At 62.6% G+C, this 20,025-nt stretch carries 23 protein-coding genes and 1 other RNA gene; 14 read left to right on the top strand and 10 right to left on the bottom strand.

Features of this window, described 5'->3' with window-relative positions:
- Position 1 precedes the first annotated feature (1 nt).
- From ABZ728_RS06430 to ABZ728_RS06415, 4 genes are all read left to right on the top strand, one after another.
- Positions 2-1,330 carry a TRAP transporter large permease subunit gene (locus ABZ728_RS06430; RefSeq protein ID WP_366655192.1) on the top strand — a complete coding sequence of 443 codons (1,329 nt, stop codon included), beginning with the start codon at positions 2-4 and terminating at the stop codon, positions 1,328-1,330.
- A gap of 27 nt (positions 1,331-1,357) precedes the next feature.
- Entirely contained in the window at positions 1,358-1,906 is a 549-nt protein-coding gene (locus tag ABZ728_RS06425; protein WP_366655190.1) for a MarR family transcriptional regulator, read from the top strand.
- A gap of 81 nt (positions 1,907-1,987) precedes the next feature.
- Positions 1,988-2,980, top strand: coding sequence for an N-acetyl-gamma-glutamyl-phosphate reductase (gene argC, locus ABZ728_RS06420; RefSeq protein WP_366655189.1), 993 nt, complete (start codon positions 1,988-1,990; stop codon positions 2,978-2,980).
- Between the two features lie 143 nt (positions 2,981-3,123).
- Positions 3,124-3,423 carry a hypothetical protein gene (locus ABZ728_RS06415; RefSeq protein WP_366655188.1) on the top strand — a complete coding sequence of 100 codons (300 nt, stop codon included), beginning with the start codon at positions 3,124-3,126 and terminating at the stop codon, positions 3,421-3,423.
- On the opposite strand, the gene ABZ728_RS06410 is transcribed toward ABZ728_RS06415, so the two are convergent.
- Positions 3,420-4,262 carry a transporter substrate-binding domain-containing protein gene (locus ABZ728_RS06410; RefSeq protein WP_366655187.1) on the bottom strand — a complete coding sequence of 281 codons (843 nt, stop codon included), beginning with the start codon at positions 4,260-4,262 and terminating at the stop codon, positions 3,420-3,422. The genes ABZ728_RS06415 and ABZ728_RS06410 overlap by 4 nt on opposite strands.
- A 216-nt stretch (positions 4,263-4,478) precedes the next feature.
- Between ABZ728_RS06410 and ABZ728_RS06405 the strand changes: the two genes are divergently transcribed.
- Positions 4,479-5,231: an AzlC family ABC transporter permease gene (locus tag ABZ728_RS06405; RefSeq protein WP_366655185.1), complete on the top strand. Its 753-nt coding sequence runs from the start codon at positions 4,479-4,481 to the stop codon at positions 5,229-5,231.
- Complete coding sequence (locus ABZ728_RS06400) at positions 5,228-5,593, top strand: AzlD domain-containing protein (protein WP_366655184.1); 366 nt, start codon at positions 5,228-5,230, stop codon at positions 5,591-5,593. Before ABZ728_RS06405 ends, ABZ728_RS06400 begins: the two co-directional genes overlap by 4 nt.
- A gap of 2 nt (positions 5,594-5,595) precedes the next feature.
- Here the strand turns inward: ABZ728_RS06400 and ABZ728_RS06395 are convergent, their stop codons facing one another.
- The 5 genes from ABZ728_RS06395 to ABZ728_RS06375 form a co-directional block, all read right to left on the bottom strand.
- Positions 5,596-6,330 carry a glutathione S-transferase family protein gene (locus ABZ728_RS06395; RefSeq protein ID WP_366655183.1) on the bottom strand — a complete coding sequence of 245 codons (735 nt, stop codon included), beginning with the start codon at positions 6,328-6,330 and terminating at the stop codon, positions 5,596-5,598.
- A 75-nt stretch (positions 6,331-6,405) separates the two neighbouring features.
- Complete coding sequence (gene phbB, locus ABZ728_RS06390; RefSeq protein ID WP_366655181.1) at positions 6,406-7,128, bottom strand: acetoacetyl-CoA reductase; 723 nt, start codon at positions 7,126-7,128, stop codon at positions 6,406-6,408.
- A 91-nt stretch (positions 7,129-7,219) separates the two neighbouring features.
- Positions 7,220-8,392 (bottom strand): acetyl-CoA C-acetyltransferase, encoded by a 1,173-nt coding sequence (locus ABZ728_RS06385; protein WP_366655179.1) that lies wholly within the window; start codon positions 8,390-8,392, stop codon positions 7,220-7,222.
- Between the two features lie 203 nt (positions 8,393-8,595).
- Positions 8,596-9,672, bottom strand: coding sequence for an alpha/beta fold hydrolase (locus ABZ728_RS06380; protein WP_366655178.1), 1,077 nt, complete (start codon positions 9,670-9,672; stop codon positions 8,596-8,598).
- A complete protein-coding gene (locus tag ABZ728_RS06375; protein WP_366655177.1) occupies positions 9,650-10,030 on the bottom strand; it encodes a hypothetical protein in 381 nt (126 codons plus the stop codon). The genes ABZ728_RS06380 and ABZ728_RS06375 overlap by 23 nt, the downstream gene beginning before the upstream one ends.
- Positions 10,031-10,161: 131 nt before the next feature.
- Here ABZ728_RS06375 and phaR point away from each other — a divergent pair, with 131 nt between their 5' ends.
- On the top strand, positions 10,162-11,076 hold the full coding sequence (gene phaR / locus ABZ728_RS06370) for a polyhydroxyalkanoate synthesis repressor PhaR (RefSeq protein ID WP_366655175.1): 915 nt from the start codon (positions 10,162-10,164) through the stop codon (positions 11,074-11,076).
- 261 nt (positions 11,077-11,337) lie between these two features.
- On the opposite strand, the gene rpsU is transcribed toward phaR, so the two are convergent.
- Entirely contained in the window at positions 11,338-11,541 is a 204-nt protein-coding gene (rpsU, locus tag ABZ728_RS06365; protein ID WP_366655173.1) for a 30S ribosomal protein S21, read from the bottom strand.
- 188 nt (positions 11,542-11,729) lie between these two features.
- On the opposite strand from rpsU, the gene ABZ728_RS06360 reads away from it, so the two are divergent.
- The 3 genes from ABZ728_RS06360 (at position 11,730) to ABZ728_RS06350 (ending at position 13,669) form a co-directional block, all read left to right on the top strand.
- Positions 11,730-12,368, top strand: a complete 639-nt coding sequence (locus ABZ728_RS06360) for a peptide deformylase (RefSeq protein WP_366655171.1) — start codon at positions 11,730-11,732, stop codon at positions 12,366-12,368.
- Positions 12,369-12,452: 84 nt separating this feature from the next.
- A complete protein-coding gene (locus ABZ728_RS06355) occupies positions 12,453-13,109 on the top strand; it encodes a COQ9 family protein (protein ID WP_366655170.1) in 657 nt (218 codons plus the stop codon).
- 113 nt (positions 13,110-13,222) lie between these two features.
- Positions 13,223-13,669: a PAS domain-containing protein gene (locus tag ABZ728_RS06350; protein ID WP_366655168.1), complete on the top strand. Its 447-nt coding sequence runs from the start codon at positions 13,223-13,225 to the stop codon at positions 13,667-13,669.
- Positions 13,670-13,690: 21 nt separating this feature from the next.
- On the opposite strand, the gene ABZ728_RS06345 is transcribed toward ABZ728_RS06350, so the two are convergent.
- Both ABZ728_RS06345 and ssrA read right to left on the bottom strand, forming a co-directional pair.
- Complete coding sequence (locus tag ABZ728_RS06345; protein WP_366655167.1) at positions 13,691-14,383, bottom strand: ClpXP protease specificity-enhancing factor SspB; 693 nt, start codon at positions 14,381-14,383, stop codon at positions 13,691-13,693.
- Positions 14,384-14,570: 187 nt separating this feature from the next.
- Positions 14,571-14,916: a transfer-messenger RNA gene (gene ssrA / locus ABZ728_RS06340) on the bottom strand.
- 128 nt (positions 14,917-15,044) lie between these two features.
- Here ssrA and ABZ728_RS06335 point away from each other — a divergent pair.
- Together ABZ728_RS06335 and ABZ728_RS06330 are read left to right on the top strand one after the other, a co-directional pair.
- Positions 15,045-15,839 carry a thymidylate synthase gene (locus tag ABZ728_RS06335; RefSeq protein ID WP_366655165.1) on the top strand — a complete coding sequence of 265 codons (795 nt, stop codon included), beginning with the start codon at positions 15,045-15,047 and terminating at the stop codon, positions 15,837-15,839.
- Between the two features lie 47 nt (positions 15,840-15,886).
- Positions 15,887-16,504, top strand: coding sequence for a dihydrofolate reductase (locus tag ABZ728_RS06330; protein ID WP_366655164.1), 618 nt, complete (start codon positions 15,887-15,889; stop codon positions 16,502-16,504).
- Positions 16,505-16,562: 58 nt separating this feature from the next.
- Here the strand turns inward: ABZ728_RS06330 and ABZ728_RS06325 are convergent, their stop codons facing one another.
- Positions 16,563-16,925, bottom strand: coding sequence for a hypothetical protein (locus ABZ728_RS06325; protein ID WP_366655162.1), 363 nt, complete (start codon positions 16,923-16,925; stop codon positions 16,563-16,565).
- 868 nt (positions 16,926-17,793) lie between these two features.
- Here ABZ728_RS06325 and hflK point away from each other — a divergent pair.
- Together hflK and hflC are read left to right on the top strand one after the other, a co-directional pair.
- Positions 17,794-18,768 (top strand): FtsH protease activity modulator HflK, encoded by a 975-nt coding sequence (gene hflK / locus ABZ728_RS06320; protein WP_366655160.1) that lies wholly within the window; start codon positions 17,794-17,796, stop codon positions 18,766-18,768.
- Positions 18,768-19,829, top strand: a complete 1,062-nt coding sequence (gene hflC, locus ABZ728_RS06315) for a protease modulator HflC (RefSeq protein WP_366655158.1) — start codon at positions 18,768-18,770, stop codon at positions 19,827-19,829. The genes hflK and hflC overlap by 1 nt, the downstream gene beginning before the upstream one ends.
- Positions 19,830-20,025: the final 196 nt, after the last annotated feature.

Raw genomic sequence — 20,025 nt, 5'->3', positions numbered from 1 at the left:
TATGGACTGGGTAACCAGCCTGACGATCCTGCTGGGCCTGCTGGTGTTCTTCATGGCACTGGGCCTGCCCGTCGCGGTCGCCTTTCTCGGGGTCAACATCGTCGGGTCGATCCTTTTTCTGGGCGGCGGCATCGGACTCGGGCAACTCGTGCGCAATGCCGCGGCGTCGCTGACGAACTTCTCGCTCGCGCCGATTCCGCTGTTCCTGCTGATGGGCGAGATCCTGTTTCATTCCGGCCTCGCCTTTCGCGCGATCGAGGCTACCAACCGACTGATTTCCCGGGTTCCGGGCCGGCTGTCGGTGGTCACGGTGGCCGGCGGCACGATCTTTTCCACGCTGTCCGGCTCTTCGCTGGCCAACACCGCCATGCTGGGCAGCACGCTTCTGCCCGATATGCTCAAGCGCGGCTATCATCCCTCGATCGCGATGGGGCCGATCATGGCGACAGGCGGCATCGCGATGCTGATCCCGCCGTCTGCGCTGGCCGTGCTGCTCGGCAGTCTTGCGGGCATCTCGATTTCGCAGTTGCTGATCGCCGGCATCATACCGGGCCTGATGATGAGCGCGGTCTTTCTGGCGTATATCGTCACGCGCTGCGTGTTGAACCCGACACTGGCGCCGGCCGGGGATGACGGGCTGGCGAATCTGGATTTTTGGGACCGGGTCCGTCCGTTCCTGATTTATGTCGTGCCGCTGTTCGGCATCTTCGTCGCGGTGGTCGGCAGCATGCTCGCCGGCTGGGCGACGCCGACGGAGTCCGCTGCCATCGGTTGCGCGGCTTCGCTCGTCGCGGCGGCGTGCTATCGCAGCCTGACCGTCGAGGCGCTGAAAACCGCCCTGATGGAGACCACCAAGATATCGGTGATGATCCTGTTCATCATCGTGGCATCGATCACGTTCTCGCAGATTCTGTCGTTCTCCGGGGCGACGCGGGGGTTGTTGGCGCTGATCGAGGGTGCCGAGGTTTCGACGCTGACGGTCCTGCTGCTGATGCTGCTGGTGTTGCTGTTTCTCGGCGCGTTCATGGACCAGATCAGCATGATCATGGTGACGCTGCCGTTCTTCGTGCCCCTGGCCGAGCTGGTCGGCATCGATCTGCTGTGGCTCGGCGTGATGATGCTGATCTGCATGGAGGTCAGCTTCATGACCCCGCCGTTCGGGCTGCTGATTTTCGTCATGAAGGGGGTTGCGCCGCCGCATATCACCCTTCGCCAGGTCTATACGGCGGCGGCACCGTTTATCCTCCTGCAAATCCTTGTTTTGGCGCTGATCCTCGCGTATCCGGGGCTGGCGACATGGCTACCCGAATTAGCGGCCGGACTCCGCTGAAAGGCGTGGTGACGGAAGGATACCTCCATGACCAACGAAACAAGCAGAGATCGCAGCGCGGGCGCTGACTACTCGGATCCGGCGGGAGATGACGGCAACGCAGCCCCATCGGACGGGGGCGCAAAGCCGCTCGCCGATGGCATCTATCTCGACGATTTCCTGCCGTATCTGCTCAACCGAATCGCGAATCGCCTGAACACCGATTTGATGGACGAGTTGAAGCAGCTCGGCCTCAGCCAGCAGCACTGGCGTATTCTGGCGGTGCTGGCCACGCAGAATTCCCGTACGATCAGTGAATTGGTGGTCTATTCCGTCACGCCGCAATCCACCCTCAGCCGGATGGTCGACCGGATGGAGCGTGACGGGCTGGTCAGCAAGAGCAGCGTTGACGGCGACGCGCGTTTCGTGACCGTCAGCCTGACCGAGGCCGGCATGGCGGCCTTTCGCCGGATTCTGCCTGTGGCGATGCGCCATTACGACCGGGCGCTCGACGGCTTCACCGACGATGAGCGCGCGACGCTGCTGGCATTGCTGCACAAGCTTTTGGGCAATATCCGCAAGTCGTCTTACGCCTGAGGGCCACCGGACTTGCCGCCGGGTCCGATATTGCCCATGATCCGCGGTCGAAACGGGCAGAGCAAAGCAAGAGTTTGAACGATGACGGCGACGGTATTCATCGACGGCAGCGCCGGAACGACCGGTCTGCAACTGATGCAACGGCTTGCGGGACGCACGGATCTGCAGATCCTCGAACTCCCCGATGCGGACCGCAAGGACCGCGACCGGCGCGCGGCGGCGATCAACGACGCCGATATTGCCGTGCTGTGCCTGCCGGATGACGCGGCCCGGGAGAGCGTATCGTTGATCCGGTCCGACCGCGTCAAAGTCATCGACACCAGCACGGCACACCGTGTCGACCCCGAATGGGCCTATGGGTTTCCGGAAATGGAGCCGGATCAGGCTGAACGCATCGCCGGGTCCGGGCGCGTCGCCAATCCCGGATGCTATCCGACCGGGGCCGTGGCATTGCTGCGTCCGCTGGTCGGTCGATCCATCCTGCCGCCCGACTTTCCGGTGACCGTCAACGCCGTATCCGGCTATACCGGCGGCGGCAAGGCGATGGTCGCGCGATTCGAGGATCCCGATCACTCAGAGCCGCTGACGACGCCGTTCAGGGTCTACGGTCTCGGCCTCGATCACAAGCATGTGCCGGAAATTCGTGTTCACGGGCTTCTGTCCGGACAGCCGATCTTCGTGCCGTCAGTCGGTCGATTCCGTCAGGGAATGATCGTTCAGGTGCCACTGCAGCTTCGCGCGCTGTCGACGCCGACATCGCCGGGTGCCATCGCCGAGGTTCTGGTGGAACACTATCGCGGCTATCCGGCCGTCAGCGTCTTCAATCATACTGTGGAAGGGCCGGGGGACGGGGCGAGCGTGCTCGACGTTGAAACGCTGGTCGGCACCAACGACCTGCATTTGCACGTCTTCGGCTCGACAGCCGAAAATCAGGTCGTGCTGGCGGCCGTTCTCGACAATCTCGGAAAGGGTGCGTCGGGCGCCGCCGTCCAGAACCTCAATCTGCTCCTTGGTGTCGATCCGCAGACCGGACTGACCGAGCGGCTTTCGGACCCCGGCGCCCTGGCTCTCTGAACTGGCGGCCCTGACACCGGTATTCAGGCGTGCGAAGCTGTGTGACATTGCACGTTGTCATCGAATTGTCCTTTGACCGATGATCGCTGTACTCGCATGGTCCCGACACGCCGGTATCGGTGGATGTGGGAAATGAGACGAGTATGATGACGCACAGCAACACCAGGGCCATCCGTCCTTCGAGAGCAGACAGCACCGGTCCCCGGCAGGCCGAACGCAAACAAACCACGTTTCTGATCGAGATCGCCGAGCGAGACGCCGGCCTCGCCATCATGGAAGGCGACGGCGCCCGTTTCATAGCGTCGGACCCACAGTTCCAGCAGCTCGACAATCGCCGGTTCCCCAATCTGGGCCATCTCGTTCGGGCGGCAGAAAGTATGGATGCCAAGGCACGCGCCGATCGGAAACGGCGGCCGGAGGCGGCAATGGGATCGAACGGCTAGCGATCGGGAATGGCCGCCAGCATTCCATCGCCGAGAAGGTCGTCGATGCTGCCGTTGTCGGCGAGTTCGGCAAGGGCGGCATCGAAATCGGCAATGATCGCACGGCCGCCGGCAACGGAGCGGGGAACCATGAGATGCAGGGTTTCCAGACCGACGGGATTCTCGACCGCCACATGAAATTCTTCCGCGAGACCCAGCTCCTCCAGCACGGCGGTGCCTTCGTGGACGCCGGCGACGAAGAAATCGGTGCGGCCGTCGTGAACGAGTTGCACGCAGGTTTCGAAGTCGTTGGCGGGCTGCTGGCGTAGACCGCCCTGATCGATCAGGCGCCGCAGATCGTCGGGCGGAAGCGTCCCTGCTGGTTGGCAAAGGGTGCGACCCGACAGGTCGGACGCGGAAGCCGGATCAAGGGCGACATAGGCGTCCGAAAATACCACCAGCGGTATGACCGCGATGGGATCGGAAAAATGAAAGCGCGCCATGCGTTCGGATGTCGGCTGCCAGCCGAACGAGCCTGTGGCCGCGCCCGAAGTGACGGCATCGAAGGCGGCCTGCCGCGCCATCGCCGCCATATCCAGCGTCCGACCCATCTCGGCGTATGTTGCAGCAACGACATGAGCCATCGGGCTGTCCAACGGTCCGGAGCCGTCGCCGGCACTGGATTCAGCGCCATCGCCGGCAGCGTTGCCGTCGATTGCCATGGTGAGCCGATGGGGATCGGACGTCGCCGTTTCGGCCGAAGCTGCATTTATCGCGTCGTTTCCCTCGTTGGCAACCGCCGGTGACTGGATTGCGAGGGCAGTGGCAACGCAGAGAAGGGAGGCTGAATAACAGGCCATCCGTAAGTCTCCCTCGCAACAACTTTTTCGATTAATTCCTAACATATGATCTCGTATTGTATAACGCAAACGATAACCGCGCTTTCAGGTGTCCGGCCCAGGGATTTCGCAGAGCTTGGGAATTGTCATTGCCATACCGGAGCCGAAAGCGGTCTAATGTCGGCCATAATTCCCGACTTTCATCCTCGTCACGCCGATTTCGCCAGGCGGAATTCCATGCCCAGGCCGTTATCCCTCAGCGCCCGGCAGATACGTGTCCGGCGGCAGATGTTCGCTCGCGGCCTTCGCGACGCCTGGCCCGTCGCGCTGACCTTTCTGGCCATGTATACGGCGATCGGGGCGGCGGGGCATGCCGCCGGGCTGTCAACGGCGCAAGGCGTGTTCATGACGGTCGCTGTATTCGCCGCCCCCGCCCAGATCGCGGCCATCGACATGATCGCGAGCGGTGCAACGGTGACGGTGATCGCGACCGTGGCAATCATAAATGCCCGCTTCTTCCTGATGGCGGCGTCTCTGACACCGCGTCTCGGAATGGTCCGGTTTACGCCGTTGGTCGGCGGCCTGTCGATGCTGACGGCCAGCACCTTCGCCGTGACCTATTCCAGGATCAACAGCGGGCCGGTGTTCTTCCCGTTTGCCTACTATCTTGGCGTCTGTATTTGCAGCCTGTCGGCTGCGGCGCTGGGAACCGTCATCGGGCATACCGGCGTTTCCGAGATGCCGCCAGCCATCGAGTTACTGCTGGCCATGCTTTTGCCGGTCTATTTCGTGACCTTTCTGGCCCGCGCATGGCCCCGTTTCCGTTTCGTGATCGCCGGCGGCTGCGGCGCGCTGCTGACGCCCGCGATCGAAGCTGCCGCACCCGGTTTCGGGCTGATCGGCGCCGCCGGGCTGATCGGATCGACCTTTGTCCTGGCAGACCGCCCATCAGGGGGCGCTGACGCCGGATCGGGAAAGCAGGCATCGTGACCGGTGATGCCGCCGTTTGGCTCGTACTGGCCGGCAGCGCCCTGGTCACATTCACTTATCGCGTTCTGCCCGCGCTGGTCCCGCAACTGCGATATGCCTCGTCCGACACAGCCTGGCTCCGGTTCTTTGACTATGCCTCATATGCGGTCATCGGCGGCATCGTCGGGTCCAATCTGTTGTCGGCAGCGGGACTCCCGCCCACCGTAGACCTGTTGGCCGCCGATCTGCTGGCGACACCATTTGTGCCGGGTCTTTGCGGTGTTGCGGCCAGCTTCGCCATCGCCGTCATCACCCAGCGGCAAGCGGTCGCGATCGTTGCCGGGCTGGTCGTTTTCCAGGCAGCGTACTGGCTATGGCTATAGCATCAGACAGGCGTTCGGAGATCCCCGGTGACGGACCCAACCCGTGCGACGTCGGCTTCGTGAGCCGGTTCGCGCCACGGCTCCGCCAGCGCGGCGTCGTACCACTCCCGCATCGCATCAAGGGCGAGCAGCCGATCGACATAGGCGGTGACGGTGGGACTCAGTGAAAACCCCGGCGTGTCGCCATAGGACTGTACCCGGAATGCGACGGGCGCAAACATCGCGTCAACGGCCGTAAACGCGTTGCCGGCCAGGAACGGACCGCCGAAGGTCTCCATCCCTTCACGCCACAACGAGTCCAGTCGTTCCAGATCTCTCGATAGAGCCGGCATGACCTCGTGCAGGCGAACGCGTTGTCCGCAGGTCATGGTGCATTGATCGCGCAGAGCGGCAAAACCGGCATGCATTTCGGCCGATGCGCATCGGGCCCAGGCCCTGGCGGTCGGGTCCGACGGCCAGACACCCTCGTGCCGTTCGGCCAGATATTCGATGATAGCCAGTGATTCCCATAGGCGCAGATCGCCGTCATGCAGGCACGGCACCATGGCGTTTGGAGAAAACGATTGAAACGTTTCCCGGTTCGTGGCGCCGGTGAAAGGCGTCAGGTGCTCGGCAAAGGTAATGCCAAGCGTGCGCATCAGCACCCATGGCCTGAGCGACCACGAGGAATAGTTCTTGTTGGCAATGAAAAGCTTGTAGTCGGCCCGGGGCAGAGATGTGGGCATGGATGGAGACATGGGCGGCGGGCTCCTCGATGTCGCTGTTGCTTGTCCGCAACGTGCGGTCGAGTGTGCCCGCCGCTGGCGAACCGATCAATACATATGCTGGCCGCCATTGATGCTTAGCGTCGACCCGGTAACGAAGCCGGCATCGTCGCCGACCAGGAACAGGACGCCGCGCGCGATTTCGCTGGCTTCGCCCAGCCGGCCGACCGGAATCCGGGCCTTGATTTTCTCAAGCACGTTATCGGGCACGGCGCGAACCATGTCGGTGTTGATATAGCCCGGCGCGATCGCGTTGACGGTGATCCCGCGTGACGCGCCTTCCTGCGCCAATGCCTTGGTAAAGCCGTGGATGCCGGATTTCGCGGCGGCGTAGTTGACCTGGCCGTACTGTCCCGCCTGTCCGTTGATCGAGCCGACATTGACGATCCGGCCGAAGCGGCGTTCACGCATATTGTCGATCACGGCCCGGCACATGTTGAAGCAACTGCCGAGATTGGTGTCGATGACCTCCTTCCACTGTTCGTAAGTCATCTTGTGGATCGTTGCGTCGCGCGTGATACCGGCGTTGTTGACCAGAACATCGATCGGGCCGAATTCCTTCTCGATGGCGCCAACGGCAGCCTGGCAGGCGTCGAAGTCCGAGACGTCGAATTTGACGGAGCGGATGCCGGTGCGCTCGGTAAAGGCCTTGGCCCGCTCGTCGTTTCCGCCGTAGTTGGCGACAACCGTGTAACCGGCGTCTTTCAACGTGGTGCAGATCGTCTCGCCGATGCCGCGGGTCCCGCCCGTAACCAGTGCTACTCTTGCCATGTGACTATTCCTCCCGGATGGGCCGGGCGTACCGTAGTCGCCCGGCCGTTCGTGTTGATGCCGCTATGGTCGCCGCCCGCAATTGCGGATATCAGCGCTCGACGCAAAGCGCGATCCCCATGCCGCCGCCGATGCACAGCGTCGCCAGCCCCTTTCTGGCGTCGCGCCGAACCATCTCGTGCAGCAGGGTGGTCAGGACCCGGGCACCGGAAGCGCCGATCGGGTGGCCAATGGCGATTGCGCCGCCGTTGACGTTCACCCGGTCCGGATCCCAGCCCATGTCGCGGTTGACCGCGATCGCCTGTGCGGCGAAGGCTTCGTTGGCTTCGATCAGGTCGAGATCGTCGACGCTCCACCCGGCCTTTTCCAGGGCCTTTCGCGATGCCGGAATCGGACCGCTGCCCATGATGGCCGGATCGACGCCGCAGGTCGCCCAGGACGCAATCCGGGCGACCGGCTTGATGCCGCGCCGGCTGGCTTCGTCTTCGCCCATGACCACCATGGCTGCGGCGCCGTCGTTTATTCCCGACGCGTTACCGGCGGTGACGGAACCGTCCTTGCTGAAGGCCGGCCGCAATTTGGCCAGCCCTTCGGCGGTCGTGTCGGCCTTGGGATGTTCGTCGGTATCGACGACGATGTCGCCTTTGCGCGATTTGACGGTATAGGGGACGATCTCGTCCCTGAACCGCCCTTCCTTGATCGCGCGGCCGGCTTTCTGTTGCGACGCGGCCGCAAACGCGTCCTGATCTTCGCGCGTGATCTGCCATTTCCGGGCGATGTTCTCGGCCGTGTTGCCCATGTGATAGCCGTTGAAGGCATCCCACAGGCCGTCCTTGATCATCGTATCAACCATCTTGGCATCGCCCATTTTGGTGGGCGCGCGCAGATGCATGGCGTGCGGCGAAAGGCTCATATTCTCCTGCCCGCCGGCAACCACGATCCTGGCGTCGCCGGCCATGATCCCCTGCGCGGCGAGGGCGATCGTTCGGAGGCCGGATCCGCAGACCTGATTGATGCAATAGGCCGTCTTGTCCATCGGCACCCCGGCGGCGACAGCGGCCTGACGGGCGGGGTTCTGGCCGGCGGCCGTGGTCAGGATCTGGCCGAGGACGACTTCGTCGACGTCGCTGCTGTCGACACCGGCGCGCTCCAGCGCGGCGGAAATCGCCGTCGCGCCGAGGTCGTGGGCGGGCACGGATGACAGGGCGCCGTTGAAGGTCCCGATAGCCGTTCTGGCGGCGCTGGCGATTACCACATTGGTCATTGTCCACTCCCAAGGTTCCGAAAGAACCTGATTGTTGCCGCCCCTGAGGATCCTCCCGGGACGGCCATTCCGCATTGTCGGTTCATTCACCATCCGTCGGCCCGACAGTCCGGCATGTCGGTCTTCAGGCGGGCGGCCGGTCGGATGGCGAACGATCTTGCTCTAACGATAGGCACCGCAGCCAAGCGGTGCAACCGTCGGACTCACACCCGCCGGCCGATTTGCTCGGAAAGCCAGTCGCCAAGCAGGGGCCAGACCGCTGCAGGAGCGGATCGACCGGCGACCATGCCGATATGGCCCAGGCCGACCCGGCGGGTCTCGCTGCCGGGTATGGCGTTCGCCAGCGCCAGCGCCGAGGCCGGCGGCACGATGCGATCGCGGTCAGCGACGAGGTGAAGGGACGGCAGCTGTATCTCACCCGGTATGACGGGCGCGCCGGCGATCATCCAGGTCCCGCGTTGCGGTTCATTCCGGCCGTACCATCCTTCGAAGCAGGCCCGGCCAATCCGGCCGGGGAGATCGATACCATCGTTCAGCCAGTCTTCCAGCGCCACGAAGGCGCGTGCGCGGGGACTCTCTTGCGGTGTCTCCGCGAAGGCGGAATATTTTCGCAGAGCCACCAGCGGATCGATCATCGTGAACATGGCCTGAAGCAGGTCTACGGGAACCGGCAACCCGTTTTCGAACCATGGCCCGAACGCTTGCATGCCCATGCTGAAAAGAGAGGCGGATTTGGCCCCCTCGGTGTGGAAGTCCCAAGGTGCGGCCAGAAAGGCCGCGGCCCCGACCAGATCGGGGCGGCGGTGGGCGAGGGCGGCGACGAGCGTGCCGCCCATGCAATAGCCGACGACGGGGACCGGTTTGCCGGCAAAATCGGTTGCGGCCAGAGTTGCCCTTTCCAGTCGCCCGGCGACGGCGTCGGTCAGGGCGTAGGTCTCTTCCAATGGTCCGGGCGCGCCCCATTCCAGGCGCAGAGGCCGGAATCCCCGGCTGACAAGCCACTGCATCAGGCTGTTTTCCCTCGACAGGTCGAGGATATAGCCCCGGTTGATCAGGCTCGGCACGACGAGGACGGACCGATCGGGCGCCGGAACCCCGTCGCCCGTGTCGCCGCTATCCTCGTGTCGGGCGCCGTGATCGAGCAGCCGGCTTGCCCCCTCCGACCAGATTGCGGGCGGATCGGCGATATCACGCTGATAAGGGTGATTGCGATACCGTTTCAGCCCCTCAAGATAACGCGCGGCACGTCGATCGATTTCACGTCCCAGAGCTGCCGTCATCGCTGCCGGTGTCACCGAGGAGCCCGTTTCGCCGTTGGTCGGGCCGGTCGTCGCCGGAGCTGGTCCCGGGGCCAGCCCCTGGGCGATCAGGGCTGCCGTCCACATCTGGGTCGGGATCATCAGATGGAGCGGCAGCGGTCGGGGCCCGATCCGCCTCATCGCGCCGGACCGGGCCGGAAAAACCGGAACCGAACGCCTTCATCACGTTGGCCGTTGCCATTGCCATGGCCGGATCGGTCAGCGCGCGTGCCCATTGGTCCTGCCAGATGTCCAGATAGGTCTTGGCCAACGCGTCCGCATCGTCCTCGGCCGGGCTGCCGGCGGGTCGAGGTCCGGTCGTCTTCGATGGTGCCGTCATCGGGAACACACCAGGGTTGGAGGGGAGGCACGGCGCTGCGGACCTTGCGCATCAAGGGCTCGACGCGTAACACTTTGAAAATCGGAGAAACGTCGGGCCACCGGCACGGGCGTCCAGGAAAGGCATTATCCATGGCCATAAACCGTTCAGGCACCAGTTCCTCGCAGACGGACGAAGCCGCCGGGAGCAGCGAAGGTTCGGCGCCGATCCGCATCAAGAAATACGCCAATCGCCGTCTCTATAACACGGCCACGAGCAGTTATGTGACGCTGGAGCACCTGGCGCAAATGGTCAAGGAAGGCCAGGAATTCGTCGTCCATGACGCAAAGACCGGCGAAGAAATTACACGGGCGGTCCTGACCCAGATCATCGTCGAGGAAGAAAGCAAAACAGGTCAAAATATGCTTCCGATCGGATTTCTGAGGCAGCTCATTGGTCTGTACGGTAATAACATGCAATGGATGGTGCCGAAATACCTGGAATATTCGTTGGAGACATTTTCCGAGAACCAGGAGCGCATGCGCCAGTATATGCAAAATTCAGTGCCGGGCATGTTTCCTTTTGGAGCGATCGACGACGTCAGTCGGCAGAATGTGGCCATGTTCGAGCAGGCCATGAAGATGTTCAGTCCTTTTCCGACAGCCGGTCAATCGCGGTCCGCACAGCCGCAGCAGGACGACAACGACGGTAAGACGGGCGCCGCCGGGCACACGGATCACAGCACCGGCAATCTTGAAAACGAGGGCGTCGGGGCTACCGAATCTCAGTCCGATACCCCGTCCGACGGTGCCGATTCCCTGAGTGACATGCATCGGCGCCTCGATGAACTTCAGCGCCAGATGGAAGCGTTGGGGCGGATGGGGAAGGCGATGTCCGATGCCGGTTCCAATCCCGCCGATGGCGACTCGGGTTCCGGCAGCGATGGGCAGTCCGGTTCCGGCCATGATGGCGGCGCGGGCTCCGGGAAAAAGGCATCGTCGGCTGCAAAAGCTCAATCCGGCGAGCCCAGGCCGGCAAAATCCAACAGCCGGACGCGACGCACCTGAGCAGAGCGCGTCATCCCCTGTGAGGTCGGGGCCGGAAAGCAGAGGCAAGACAGCCGGTGCTGATACCTGAAAATACGAAAAGCACCTCAGAACCCGAGGTGCTTTTGTCGTATTCGAAAGCCGAACCGCCGAATTAACCGACCTTGCCTTGCGTCAGGCTGGTGCATTGGCAAGAGACAGTTGATATTCGGGCGATCGCTGCGTCCGAAAAAGGAGATCGTACAGCATTGACCCAGCCGAATCGTGCCCGGTCAGGACAGATTAATAGCCTTCACGCTCCATCCTCTTGCGGAGAAGCTTGCGCGTCCGGCGCACGGCTTCCGCCTTTTCACGGGCGCGTCGCTCAGACGGCTTCTCGTAATTACGACGAAGCTTCATCTCGCGAAAAATGCCCTCGCGCTGCATCTTCTTCTTCAGCGCACGAAGGGCCTGGTCGACATTGTTGTCACGAACCTGAACTTGCACGTCGAAACGTCACTCCTTTCTGGCGCGAGCCACCGAGCGAACCCGGCATCAAAGAACCACCGGGCTGGCTCGGCATCAAAAAAATGGTCTGCAAACCCGATCGGCTGCAGGGAAGCGGTGTGGTATCACGTGTCGGCCGTCTTGCCAAGTCCCAAGGCGCCGCTCATCCGGACTGTGCCGAAATGAGGATGAGCAAAGGTCGACCCCGCAACGAGGCGCTGTGCATGAGTCTTCTGAAAATTGCCCGATTGGGGCATCCCGTTCTGCGCCATCCGGCATCGCCCGTTGCGGATGCCATGGCTCCGGGCATTCAAAAACTGGCGAACGATATGGTCGAAACACTGATCGACGCGCGCGGTGTCGGGTTGGCGGCGCCGCAGGTCCACGAATCGCTCCGGGTGATCGTCGTCACGCTGCCGCCGGACAACGACGGGGCGCCAAGCGGCGATTATCACCATCTGGTCGGGGGCCAGGTGCCTGCGGGGCGAAGGGCGGTAGGCGGGCGTGTGCCGGTCGTGCTGATCAATCCGGTGCTGACGCCGCTGGATCCGTTCACCGATGGCGGGTACGAAGGCTGTCTTTCCATTCCCGGCCTGCGCGGCTCGGTCCCCCGGTATCCGCGGGTTGCGGTGGAGGCGCAGGACGGCGCCGGCCAGCCCGTTCAGTTCGAGGCGGATGGCTATGAGGCGCGTATTCTGCAGCATGAAGTCGATCACCTCGACGGAATTTTGTATCTCGACCGGATGGTCGACATGCGATCGCTGGCATTCGATACCGAAATGCACCATCTTTTGAACGTGCCCCATCGGGATCGGGGCACGTCGTGATTTGCCGCAACGCCACCGGGTGACGGATCTGCGCCGCTTGCGACGGTTGGGCAGAGGGGGCGGGGCATAGGGAGAGGACGCTGTATGACCGATACGACCGGCGCCGACTTACGCCGCGACCTTCAGGACCGGCTCCTGGAAGCCGCGTTGCCGCATATTCCTTTCGATGGCTGGACCCGTGATGCCTTTGCCGCGGGGGCCAGTGAGGCCGGGCTCGACATCGGCGATATTGATCTTGCGTTCCGGCGATTGCCCGATGATGGCCTTGACCATTTCGCCGATTGGGCCGACAGGAATATGCTGGAGGCGCTGCGCGGGGACTCGGCTTTCCCGGAAGCGCGCACACGAGACAAGATCGCGATGGGCGTCCGCAAGCGCCTTGAATCGATGGAGCCCCATCGCGAGGCTGTGCAGCGGAGCGCGGGACTTTTGAGTCATCCCGGACGCGGGCCGTTGGCGGCGCGACTGGTTTGGCGCACGAGCGACCGCCTCTGGCGCGAAGCCGGTGACGTGGCAACCGACTTCAATCACTACTCCAAACGCGCCCTGCTTTCGGCAATCGTCGGGACGACGACTTTGTACTGGTTGAACGACTCCACCCCGGATCGCGCGCCGACATGGGATTTTCTGCATCGCCGCATCGAAACAGTTCTCAGGATCGGCGGGCGGGCTGGTCGTGCTGTGGCACGCGGATCTGCTCTCAGAAGTCAATTCTGCCGGAACGAATCAGCAGCGCGGTAGCGTGTTGCCCGGCTGTCTGTTGACGGCATTTTAGAACAGAAACTTTTGGCGCGCTCGTGAGTGAACTCGAACGAATCAATGATTTTACGAATTTCCGCGGTATACGGGCCCGATTGACGGATTTTGACCGGCCATTGCGTGGATTCCGGACACAATCCCTGCTGACGTGGTGGCAGAGCAACGGCGCTCCGCCGCATCGGTCGCAATTCGACATCCTCGATCACGCCGCCAACGCGGCGAGCCTGTTTCTTGTACGGCGCCTGGAACCCGGCCGGTTTCAGTACCGATTATCGGGTCAGGAGGTGATCCGTATTGTCGGCCGCAACAGCAGGGGTGAATATTTCTCGACCGCGGACCCGTCGAGTCGCGCAGCGTTTGCTCAGCATCTGGAGAACGTCGCTCAGGACAGGACACCGTGGGTTTGCGAGGGCACGACCGAGATCGCTGGCCGGGTTGGTCTCATTTCGTTTGAGAGCGTCGACTGTCCGCTATTTGGCGACGACGGCGAGATCGGGTGGATCATCGGCGGGATGGAGGCGCTGAAACACCCCCAGCCGTGATCCGGGCCTGCAAAGCGGCACCTATTTCTTGCGGAATTTGTCGAGGGTGACGACCTTGCTCTCATCCGGGTCCGTGCTGTCGTCAGGGCCGGAGCCGCCCGCGTCGCTACTGCCTTTCGCGTCGGACGAAGTCTTTTCGTCCGGAGCGTCAACGGCGTCCGCTTCGTCACTGTCCGGGGGCGTGGGTCCTGGTTTGGCTTTTTCGGACTTCTTCCGGCGCCCGGATACGCCGGAGCGATCACCCGCGGTGTCGCTAGCGGGGCCGGCGATCGGGGTCACGGTGCTGCCCTCTGCCGTCCCGCTTTCGGTCTGGCCAGCTTCGTCCCCACCGTCGATGCCGGTTTCCATATCCTCGTCCGACAGCGCCTGGAACTGGAGCGCGAAGTTCACCGACGGATCGGCGAAGGTCGTCACGGCAGCGAAGGGAATTCGCAGCCGTTCGTGCTTGTTGCTGAAGCTGAGCGATACCGAGAAGCCGACGTCATCGACTTCGAGCTGCAGATATTGATACTGCAGGACAATGGTCATCTCATCGGCATACTGCGCCCTCAGGTATCCGGGAATTCGAACGCCGGGATGCCCGGTCTTGAAGGTGATATAGAAATGATGGTCGCCGGGCAGCCCTTCGGCCGCAGCCTGATTGAGCGCATCCCGCACCACGCCGCGAAGCGCGGTTTCCACCATTCGATCGTATCTGATTTCTTCGTCTGCCATGGCCGCAACACTAGCGCCGGATTCCAGCCATGGGAAGAGCCGGAAAGGGGATTTCGACGGGTTTCTTCGCAGGGACCAATTCAGGGCATCGGGCACCTCCCGCAACGCGCACCTAACCGCCTGCACATAGGCGTGCGGCGTATACGGGCGTAACCGAAACGATGGATTAGACCGCGACCAGGAATAAAGTGGGGCGTTCTGTTGCTAGGTGCCCCGGACCCCACCTGCCGCTTGAAGGACGTCAGGAATTAGAGGTGGTTAGCCGGAACTGCGTTACGCAGCGACAGCATAACCTTCAGCAGTGTTGTCATTCGCAACTGCTTGAAAAGCCCGATAACGGTGGTGCCATGCCGGGCGAAAACTGCATCTTTACCACCCGCGTCGATCCTGGTTCGCCCCCATGAAGGTTGGTGGAGGCGCCGGGTACTGCCCCCGGGTCCGCAGGGCTTATTCCATACAGCGTTTATCGCCATAGTCCGGTGCGACCGGACACAGATGTTATATAGTCGTTCCGGGGGGCGGTCCGCAATAGGCGCCATGCAGGAAATCTTGCCCTATGGGGTGCGAACGCGGTACGACCATGCCCTGACAGCGGCCGCGCACGTGGCGGGCGGTCAGGACGCGTTGTGCAATCCGGGGCACTTGCCGGGGTTATTCATCTGTGAAGGCTTATCTGGATCTGCTCAGGCATGTTCTCGAGCACGGTGACCGACGCCCCGACCGAACGGGCACCGGCACCGTCGGTGTGTTCGGCTATCAGATGCGCTTCGACCTCGAAAAGGGATTCCCGGTCGTTACGACCAAGAAGATCCACCTGAAATCCGTCATCCATGAACTGCTGTGGTTCCTTCAGGGAAGCACCAATATCGGCTATCTGAACGACAACGGCGTGCGCATCTGGAACGAATGGGCCGACGAGCAGGGCGACCTGGGCCCCGTCTACGGCGCGCAGTGGCGATCCTGGAGGGCGCCGGACGGCCGTACGATCGATCAGATTGGCGATGTCATCGAGTCCATCCGCAGCAATCCATACTCTCGCCGGCACGTCGTCACGGCATGGAATCCGGCGGATGTCGACGCGATGGCCCTGCCGCCGTGCCATTGCCTGTTTCAGTTTCATGTCGCCGGCGGCCGATTGTCGTGCCAGCTCTATCAGCGCAGTGCCGACGTCTTTCTGGGCGTACCCTTCAATATCGCCTCATACGCGTTGCTGACTCATATGGTGGCGCATGTCACCGGTCTGCGCGCGGGTGATTTCGTCCACACGCTGGGCGACGCGCATCTGTATGCCAACCACCTCGATCAGGCGCGACTCCAGCTGCAGCGCGAGCCGCGGGCCTTGCCCACGCTGGCGCTGTCGCCCGAGCGGTCCGACCTGTTCGATTTTCGCTATGACGATATCGTTATCGACGGCTATGATCCGCATCCGGCAATCCACGCCGACATAGCGGTTTAGGGCAGGCTAACGCGGGCGTTGTCAAATGACCGCGGCGGGAGATAACGATGGCTTCCGAAAAATCGGAAAACTCCGACAAACCGGCCGATCCGGCTCCTCCTCCGGCGGAAGCGGCCCATCCTGATGTCCCGGCAATCATCGCCTTCATCGTTGCCGTGGCGCGCAACGGCGTGATCGGCTGCGACAACGCGTTGCCCTGGCACCTGCCTGGCGACTTCCGCTTCTTCAAGGCGATGACATTGGGCAAGCCGGTCATCATGGGGCGCCGGACGTTCGAAAGCATCGGGCGACCCTTGCCTCGCCGTCCCAATATCGTCGTGTCCAGCACTCTGAGTTCAGTTGGGGAAGGCGTCGGTGCTGCTGGAAACCTCGAATTCGCAGCCAGTCCGGAGGAGGCGATCGAACGGGCCCGCCACTACCTCCGACCCGATCGGCGTGAGATCATGGTGATCGGCGGCGCCGGACTTTTTGACCGGCTGATGGCCGAGGCTCACCGGTTGTATCTGACCGACGTCGATGCGGAGCCAGCGGGGGACACTTATTTCGCGGGCGCTGACCATGCGGGGCGGGGGCCGGGATGGCGGGAATCGTGGTCGCTTTCGCCCGATCCCGATCCGGCTGACAGCTTCGCCTATCGTTTCCGCGTATTCGATCGCGACGATTGATTGCTGGCCAGGTGATTTGGTGAGAGCGTTTGATTTCCTGGGCGGCGACGGTTGCGCCTCAATCGGTGTGGGTCACCGTCTGGTGCTCGCAGGCATTGATGAACCAGTAGGTGTGGGTTGCGCTGGATTCGGTCCGCACCATCACATCGAAGTAGCAATATCGATCTTCCTGAACGACGGCAATGAAGCGGCTGCCGCCAGGATCGATCGGCCCGTCGTCGAGGTGATCGACACCCCAATCCCGTTTCCAGTCCGGCGAAACGTGAACAGTGACGATCGCCTCGCCGGCGTTGTTCTGCAGCTGAAAGCCGAGAGTGTCCGCGGCGCCTGGTTGCGGGAACAGCAACACGGCCAGCGCCGGCACCCAGGCCATCGATCGGGCGGACGCACGCTGGAACGGTGTGTCGGAGAATGAACTCATCCTCATGATGCTCCGAGGGTCAATCTGGTTCTGCCGCGACCGGTTCCGCAACAGCGGCGCGATAGCCGCCCGGCACCGAGCGAATCGCAAGTCACCGGTCTCGCTTCCAGTACCGGAGGCAAAATCCCTTTGGCTGTCGTGAAGGCGGGGAGTGCGTACAAGGTTCATGAACACCATATCGGCAAAAACTACACTGCGGGACGGCTGACGAGAAGATCGACCAATGCGGCCGGCCGTGGTGCGTCGGGCAAGGTGCACCCTGTACCTCGATGGCCGGACCCGTTTCATACGGTCGGTCAACGCCGACCGAATCGGTACTCCATGCGGAGTCATCGATCCCATATGAATAGTCGGCTGCGAATTCGACTTGATTGGGGCATCGAAGCGGTCACTTTGCGATTATCGGGGGTGACATCCGGTGACGGTGTCATTGGTTTCGCAGGGTTTCGCATGGGCCGGTTCGCGGCGATCCGCGACCGCATTCGACCGTGCGGCAATTGGCGGCGAGACGAATGTGCCTTAACCGTGCCCCTTCGTGGCCGCAATAGTGTGCGGTCTGTCGGGATGCCGACCGGCCCTATTGACGCGGGAGTGGGTCGTTCAAGTCGATCGACCTTGCGTGGGGGGCGATTAAACCCCTAAAAGGAACCGGAAATCGGTCCTGAATTGGGCGAGCAGAGGGAACAGGCGCATGCCTTGGAACAATCAGTCCGGCGGCGGTCCTTGGGGCGGCGGTCGTGGCACCGGCGGTGGCGGCGGCGGCGGTCAGAGCCCGTGGGGTCAGCGCGGCAATAGTGGCGGAGGGGGCGGAGGTCAAGGGCCGACGCCCCCGGATTTCGAAGATATGCTCCGCCGGGGTCAGGATCGCATGAAGACCATGCTTCCGGGTGGCTTCGGTGGGGGGCGCGTCATCGGCATCGGCATACTGATCGCGATCGCCGCATGGCTCCTTACCGGTTTTTACCGGGTTGAGCCGTCGGAGGAAGGGGTTGTCACCCGGTTCGGTGAGTATGTGCGCTCGGAAGGATCGGGGCTCCACTATCATTTGCCATATCCGATCGAAGCCGTTCAGACGCCGGAAGTTACCCGCGTCCAACGCATCGATATCGGGTATGTCGGCGTCAACGAGGGACAGATTCGCGAGATTCGCGAAGAATCCCTGATGCTGACGGGCGATGAGAACATCATCGACATCAATTTCACTGTGTTGTGGCGAATCGCCAACGCCCGCGATTATCTTTTCAACATCCGCGAATCGGAAACGACCGTGAAGCGGGCGGCGGAATCGGCGATGCGTGAAGTCATTGGCCAGACCGATATTCAGCCCGCGCTCAACGAGGCGCGGTCGCAGGTGGAAACCATGACCCGTGGTCTGGTTCAGGATATTCTGGACAGCTACGGCGCCGGCATCGAGATCACCGAAGTCCAGCTTCAGAAGGTCGATCCGCCCCAGGAAGTCATCGATGCGTTTAACGACGTGCTTCGTGCGCGTCAGGATCAGCAGCGGCTCCGCAACGAGGCCGAGGCCTATCGGAACGACATCATTCCAAGGGCGCGCGGGCAGGCCGAGCAGGTCATCCAGGAGGCTTCCGCCTATCGCGAGCAGGTGGTCAACAGCGCCCAGGGTGATGCGTCCCGCTTCACCGACGTCCTCGACGCCTATAACGTCGCGCCGACGGTGACGGCACAGCGCTTCTATCTCGAGACCATGGAAGAAGTCATGACCGGCACCCGCAAGGTCATTATCGACCAGAACAGCGGCGCCAATGGTGCGGCAGGCCAGGGGGTCGTGCCTTATCTTCCGCTCGACCAGCTGCGGCCGCGGACGGGAGGGCAGAACTGATGCAGAACAAGAAGCTCATCATCTTCGCGGGCCTGCTCGCGGTCATCGCCTTCATCGCCGCCAACAGCCTGTTCATCGTGCGTGAAGGCGAACAGGCGCTTGTGCTGCAGTTCGGTGAGCCACGGCAGGTCTATAGCGATCCGGGCCTCAAACTGAAGATTCCGTTCGTGCAGACCGTATCGTTCATGGAGAAGCGGGTCCTGGCGCTCGATCCGCCCGCTGAACAGGTTATCCTTTCGGACCAGCGCCGGCTCGATGTCGATACCTTCATTCGCTTCCGAATCACCGACCCGCTGCTGTTTTACCAGACCGTCAGAACCGAGACTGTCGGCCGCGAACGGCTGACGCGGACGACCAATGCCGCATTGCGTCGAGTCCTCGGCAACGCGACCCAGTTGGAGATCCTGTCGAATGAGCGCGCCGGCATCATGCAGGAAATCCGACAGCAAGTGGACACGCAGGCCGCAAATTTCGGCATGGAAGTCGTCGATGTCCGCATCGGCCGGGCGGATCTGCCGGAAGATACCGAGCAGTCGGTTTTCGATCGGATGAGATCGGAGCGTGAGCGGGAAGCTGCCGAATTCCGCGCCCAGGGTGAAGAGCAGGCCCAGCAGATCCGGTCGCGGGCGGAGCGTGAGCGTACCGTCATTCTGGCAGAGGCGGAACGTGAAGCGCAGATTCTGCGCGGACAGGGCGATGAAGCCTCGATCCGTATTCTGGCAGAAGCATATACGGCGGACGAAGCGTTCTTTGGCTTCTACCGTACGCTCGAAGCCTACCGGACATCGCTGAATACCGACGATACGACGCTCGTCCTGTCGCCGGACGGCGACTTCTTCCGTTTCTTTCAGAACCTTGACGGAGGCGGCACGCCGCTTCCGGCGCGGATCATGGAATCGATCGAGGGCTCCGGCGCCAATGGCGACGAAACCCAGCCGCCGGCTCCCGACGAGTCCGAGGAAACGCAGGAACCCGAAAACGAGGACGCTGACGCGCAATCCTCTGTATTCGATCGCGACGTGAACTCAGCCGACGAGGCCGCGCTGGCGGCGCGACCCTGAGTCAGGGCCGATTTGTCTTGCTGTCGCTCCGGGCAAATGCGCCGTCGCCGGGGTCATCGCGGCAGTGGGAAGATCGTTTGGCGAATGTCTCGTCGATTAAGGGGTGCCTCTGCCGAGGCACCCCTTTTTCTTTCCGGCGTTTTCCGGCATCTGTGACGGATGTCAACGTCGGCCTTAGCGAAGAGCAGGGAATACC

It is taken from the genome of Fodinicurvata sp. EGI_FJ10296, from assembly GCF_040712075.1.
In the GTDB taxonomy this organism is placed as follows: domain Bacteria; phylum Pseudomonadota; class Alphaproteobacteria; order DSM-16000; family Inquilinaceae; genus JBFCVL01.
Note: the sequence above shows the minus strand (reverse complement) of the source record. Positions and strands in the feature narration are given on the sequence as shown.

Coding starts and splice junctions, on each gene's coding strand:
- ABZ728_RS06395 (WP_366655183.1), bottom strand. CDS start 6,330: ATGTCTCCATCCATGCCCACATCTCTGCCCCGGGCCGACTACAAGCTT.
- ABZ728_RS06325 (WP_366655162.1), bottom strand. CDS start 16,925: ATGAGTTCATTCTCCGACACACCGTTCCAGCGTGCGTCCGCCCGATCG.
- ABZ728_RS06380 (WP_366655178.1), bottom strand. CDS start 9,672: ATGACGGCAGCTCTGGGACGTGAAATCGATCGACGTGCCGCGCGTTAT.
- ABZ728_RS06415 (WP_366655188.1), top strand. CDS start 3,124: ATGATGACGCACAGCAACACCAGGGCCATCCGTCCTTCGAGAGCAGAC.
- ABZ728_RS06360 (WP_366655171.1), top strand. CDS start 11,730: ATGAGCAAAGGTCGACCCCGCAACGAGGCGCTGTGCATGAGTCTTCTG.
- ABZ728_RS06330 (WP_366655164.1), top strand. CDS start 15,887: ATGGCTTCCGAAAAATCGGAAAACTCCGACAAACCGGCCGATCCGGCT.
- hflK (WP_366655160.1), top strand. CDS start 17,794: ATGAAGACCATGCTTCCGGGTGGCTTCGGTGGGGGGCGCGTCATCGGC.
- ABZ728_RS06410 (WP_366655187.1), bottom strand. CDS start 4,262: ATGGCCTGTTATTCAGCCTCCCTTCTCTGCGTTGCCACTGCCCTCGCA.
- ABZ728_RS06430 (WP_366655192.1), top strand. CDS start 2: ATGGACTGGGTAACCAGCCTGACGATCCTGCTGGGCCTGCTGGTGTTC.
- ABZ728_RS06345 (WP_366655167.1), bottom strand. CDS start 14,383: ATGGCAGACGAAGAAATCAGATACGATCGAATGGTGGAAACCGCGCTT.
- ABZ728_RS06375 (WP_366655177.1), bottom strand. CDS start 10,030: ATGACGGCACCATCGAAGACGACCGGACCTCGACCCGCCGGCAGCCCG.
- ABZ728_RS06385 (WP_366655179.1), bottom strand. CDS start 8,392: ATGACCAATGTGGTAATCGCCAGCGCCGCCAGAACGGCTATCGGGACC.
- phbB (WP_366655181.1), bottom strand. CDS start 7,128: ATGGCAAGAGTAGCACTGGTTACGGGCGGGACCCGCGGCATCGGCGAG.
- phaR (WP_366655175.1), top strand. CDS start 10,162: ATGGCCATAAACCGTTCAGGCACCAGTTCCTCGCAGACGGACGAAGCC.
- hflC (WP_366655158.1), top strand. CDS start 18,768: ATGCAGAACAAGAAGCTCATCATCTTCGCGGGCCTGCTCGCGGTCATC.
- argC (WP_366655189.1), top strand. CDS start 1,988: ATGACGGCGACGGTATTCATCGACGGCAGCGCCGGAACGACCGGTCTG.
- ABZ728_RS06425 (WP_366655190.1), top strand. CDS start 1,358: ATGACCAACGAAACAAGCAGAGATCGCAGCGCGGGCGCTGACTACTCG.
- ABZ728_RS06405 (WP_366655185.1), top strand. CDS start 4,479: ATGCCCAGGCCGTTATCCCTCAGCGCCCGGCAGATACGTGTCCGGCGG.
- ABZ728_RS06355 (WP_366655170.1), top strand. CDS start 12,453: ATGACCGATACGACCGGCGCCGACTTACGCCGCGACCTTCAGGACCGG.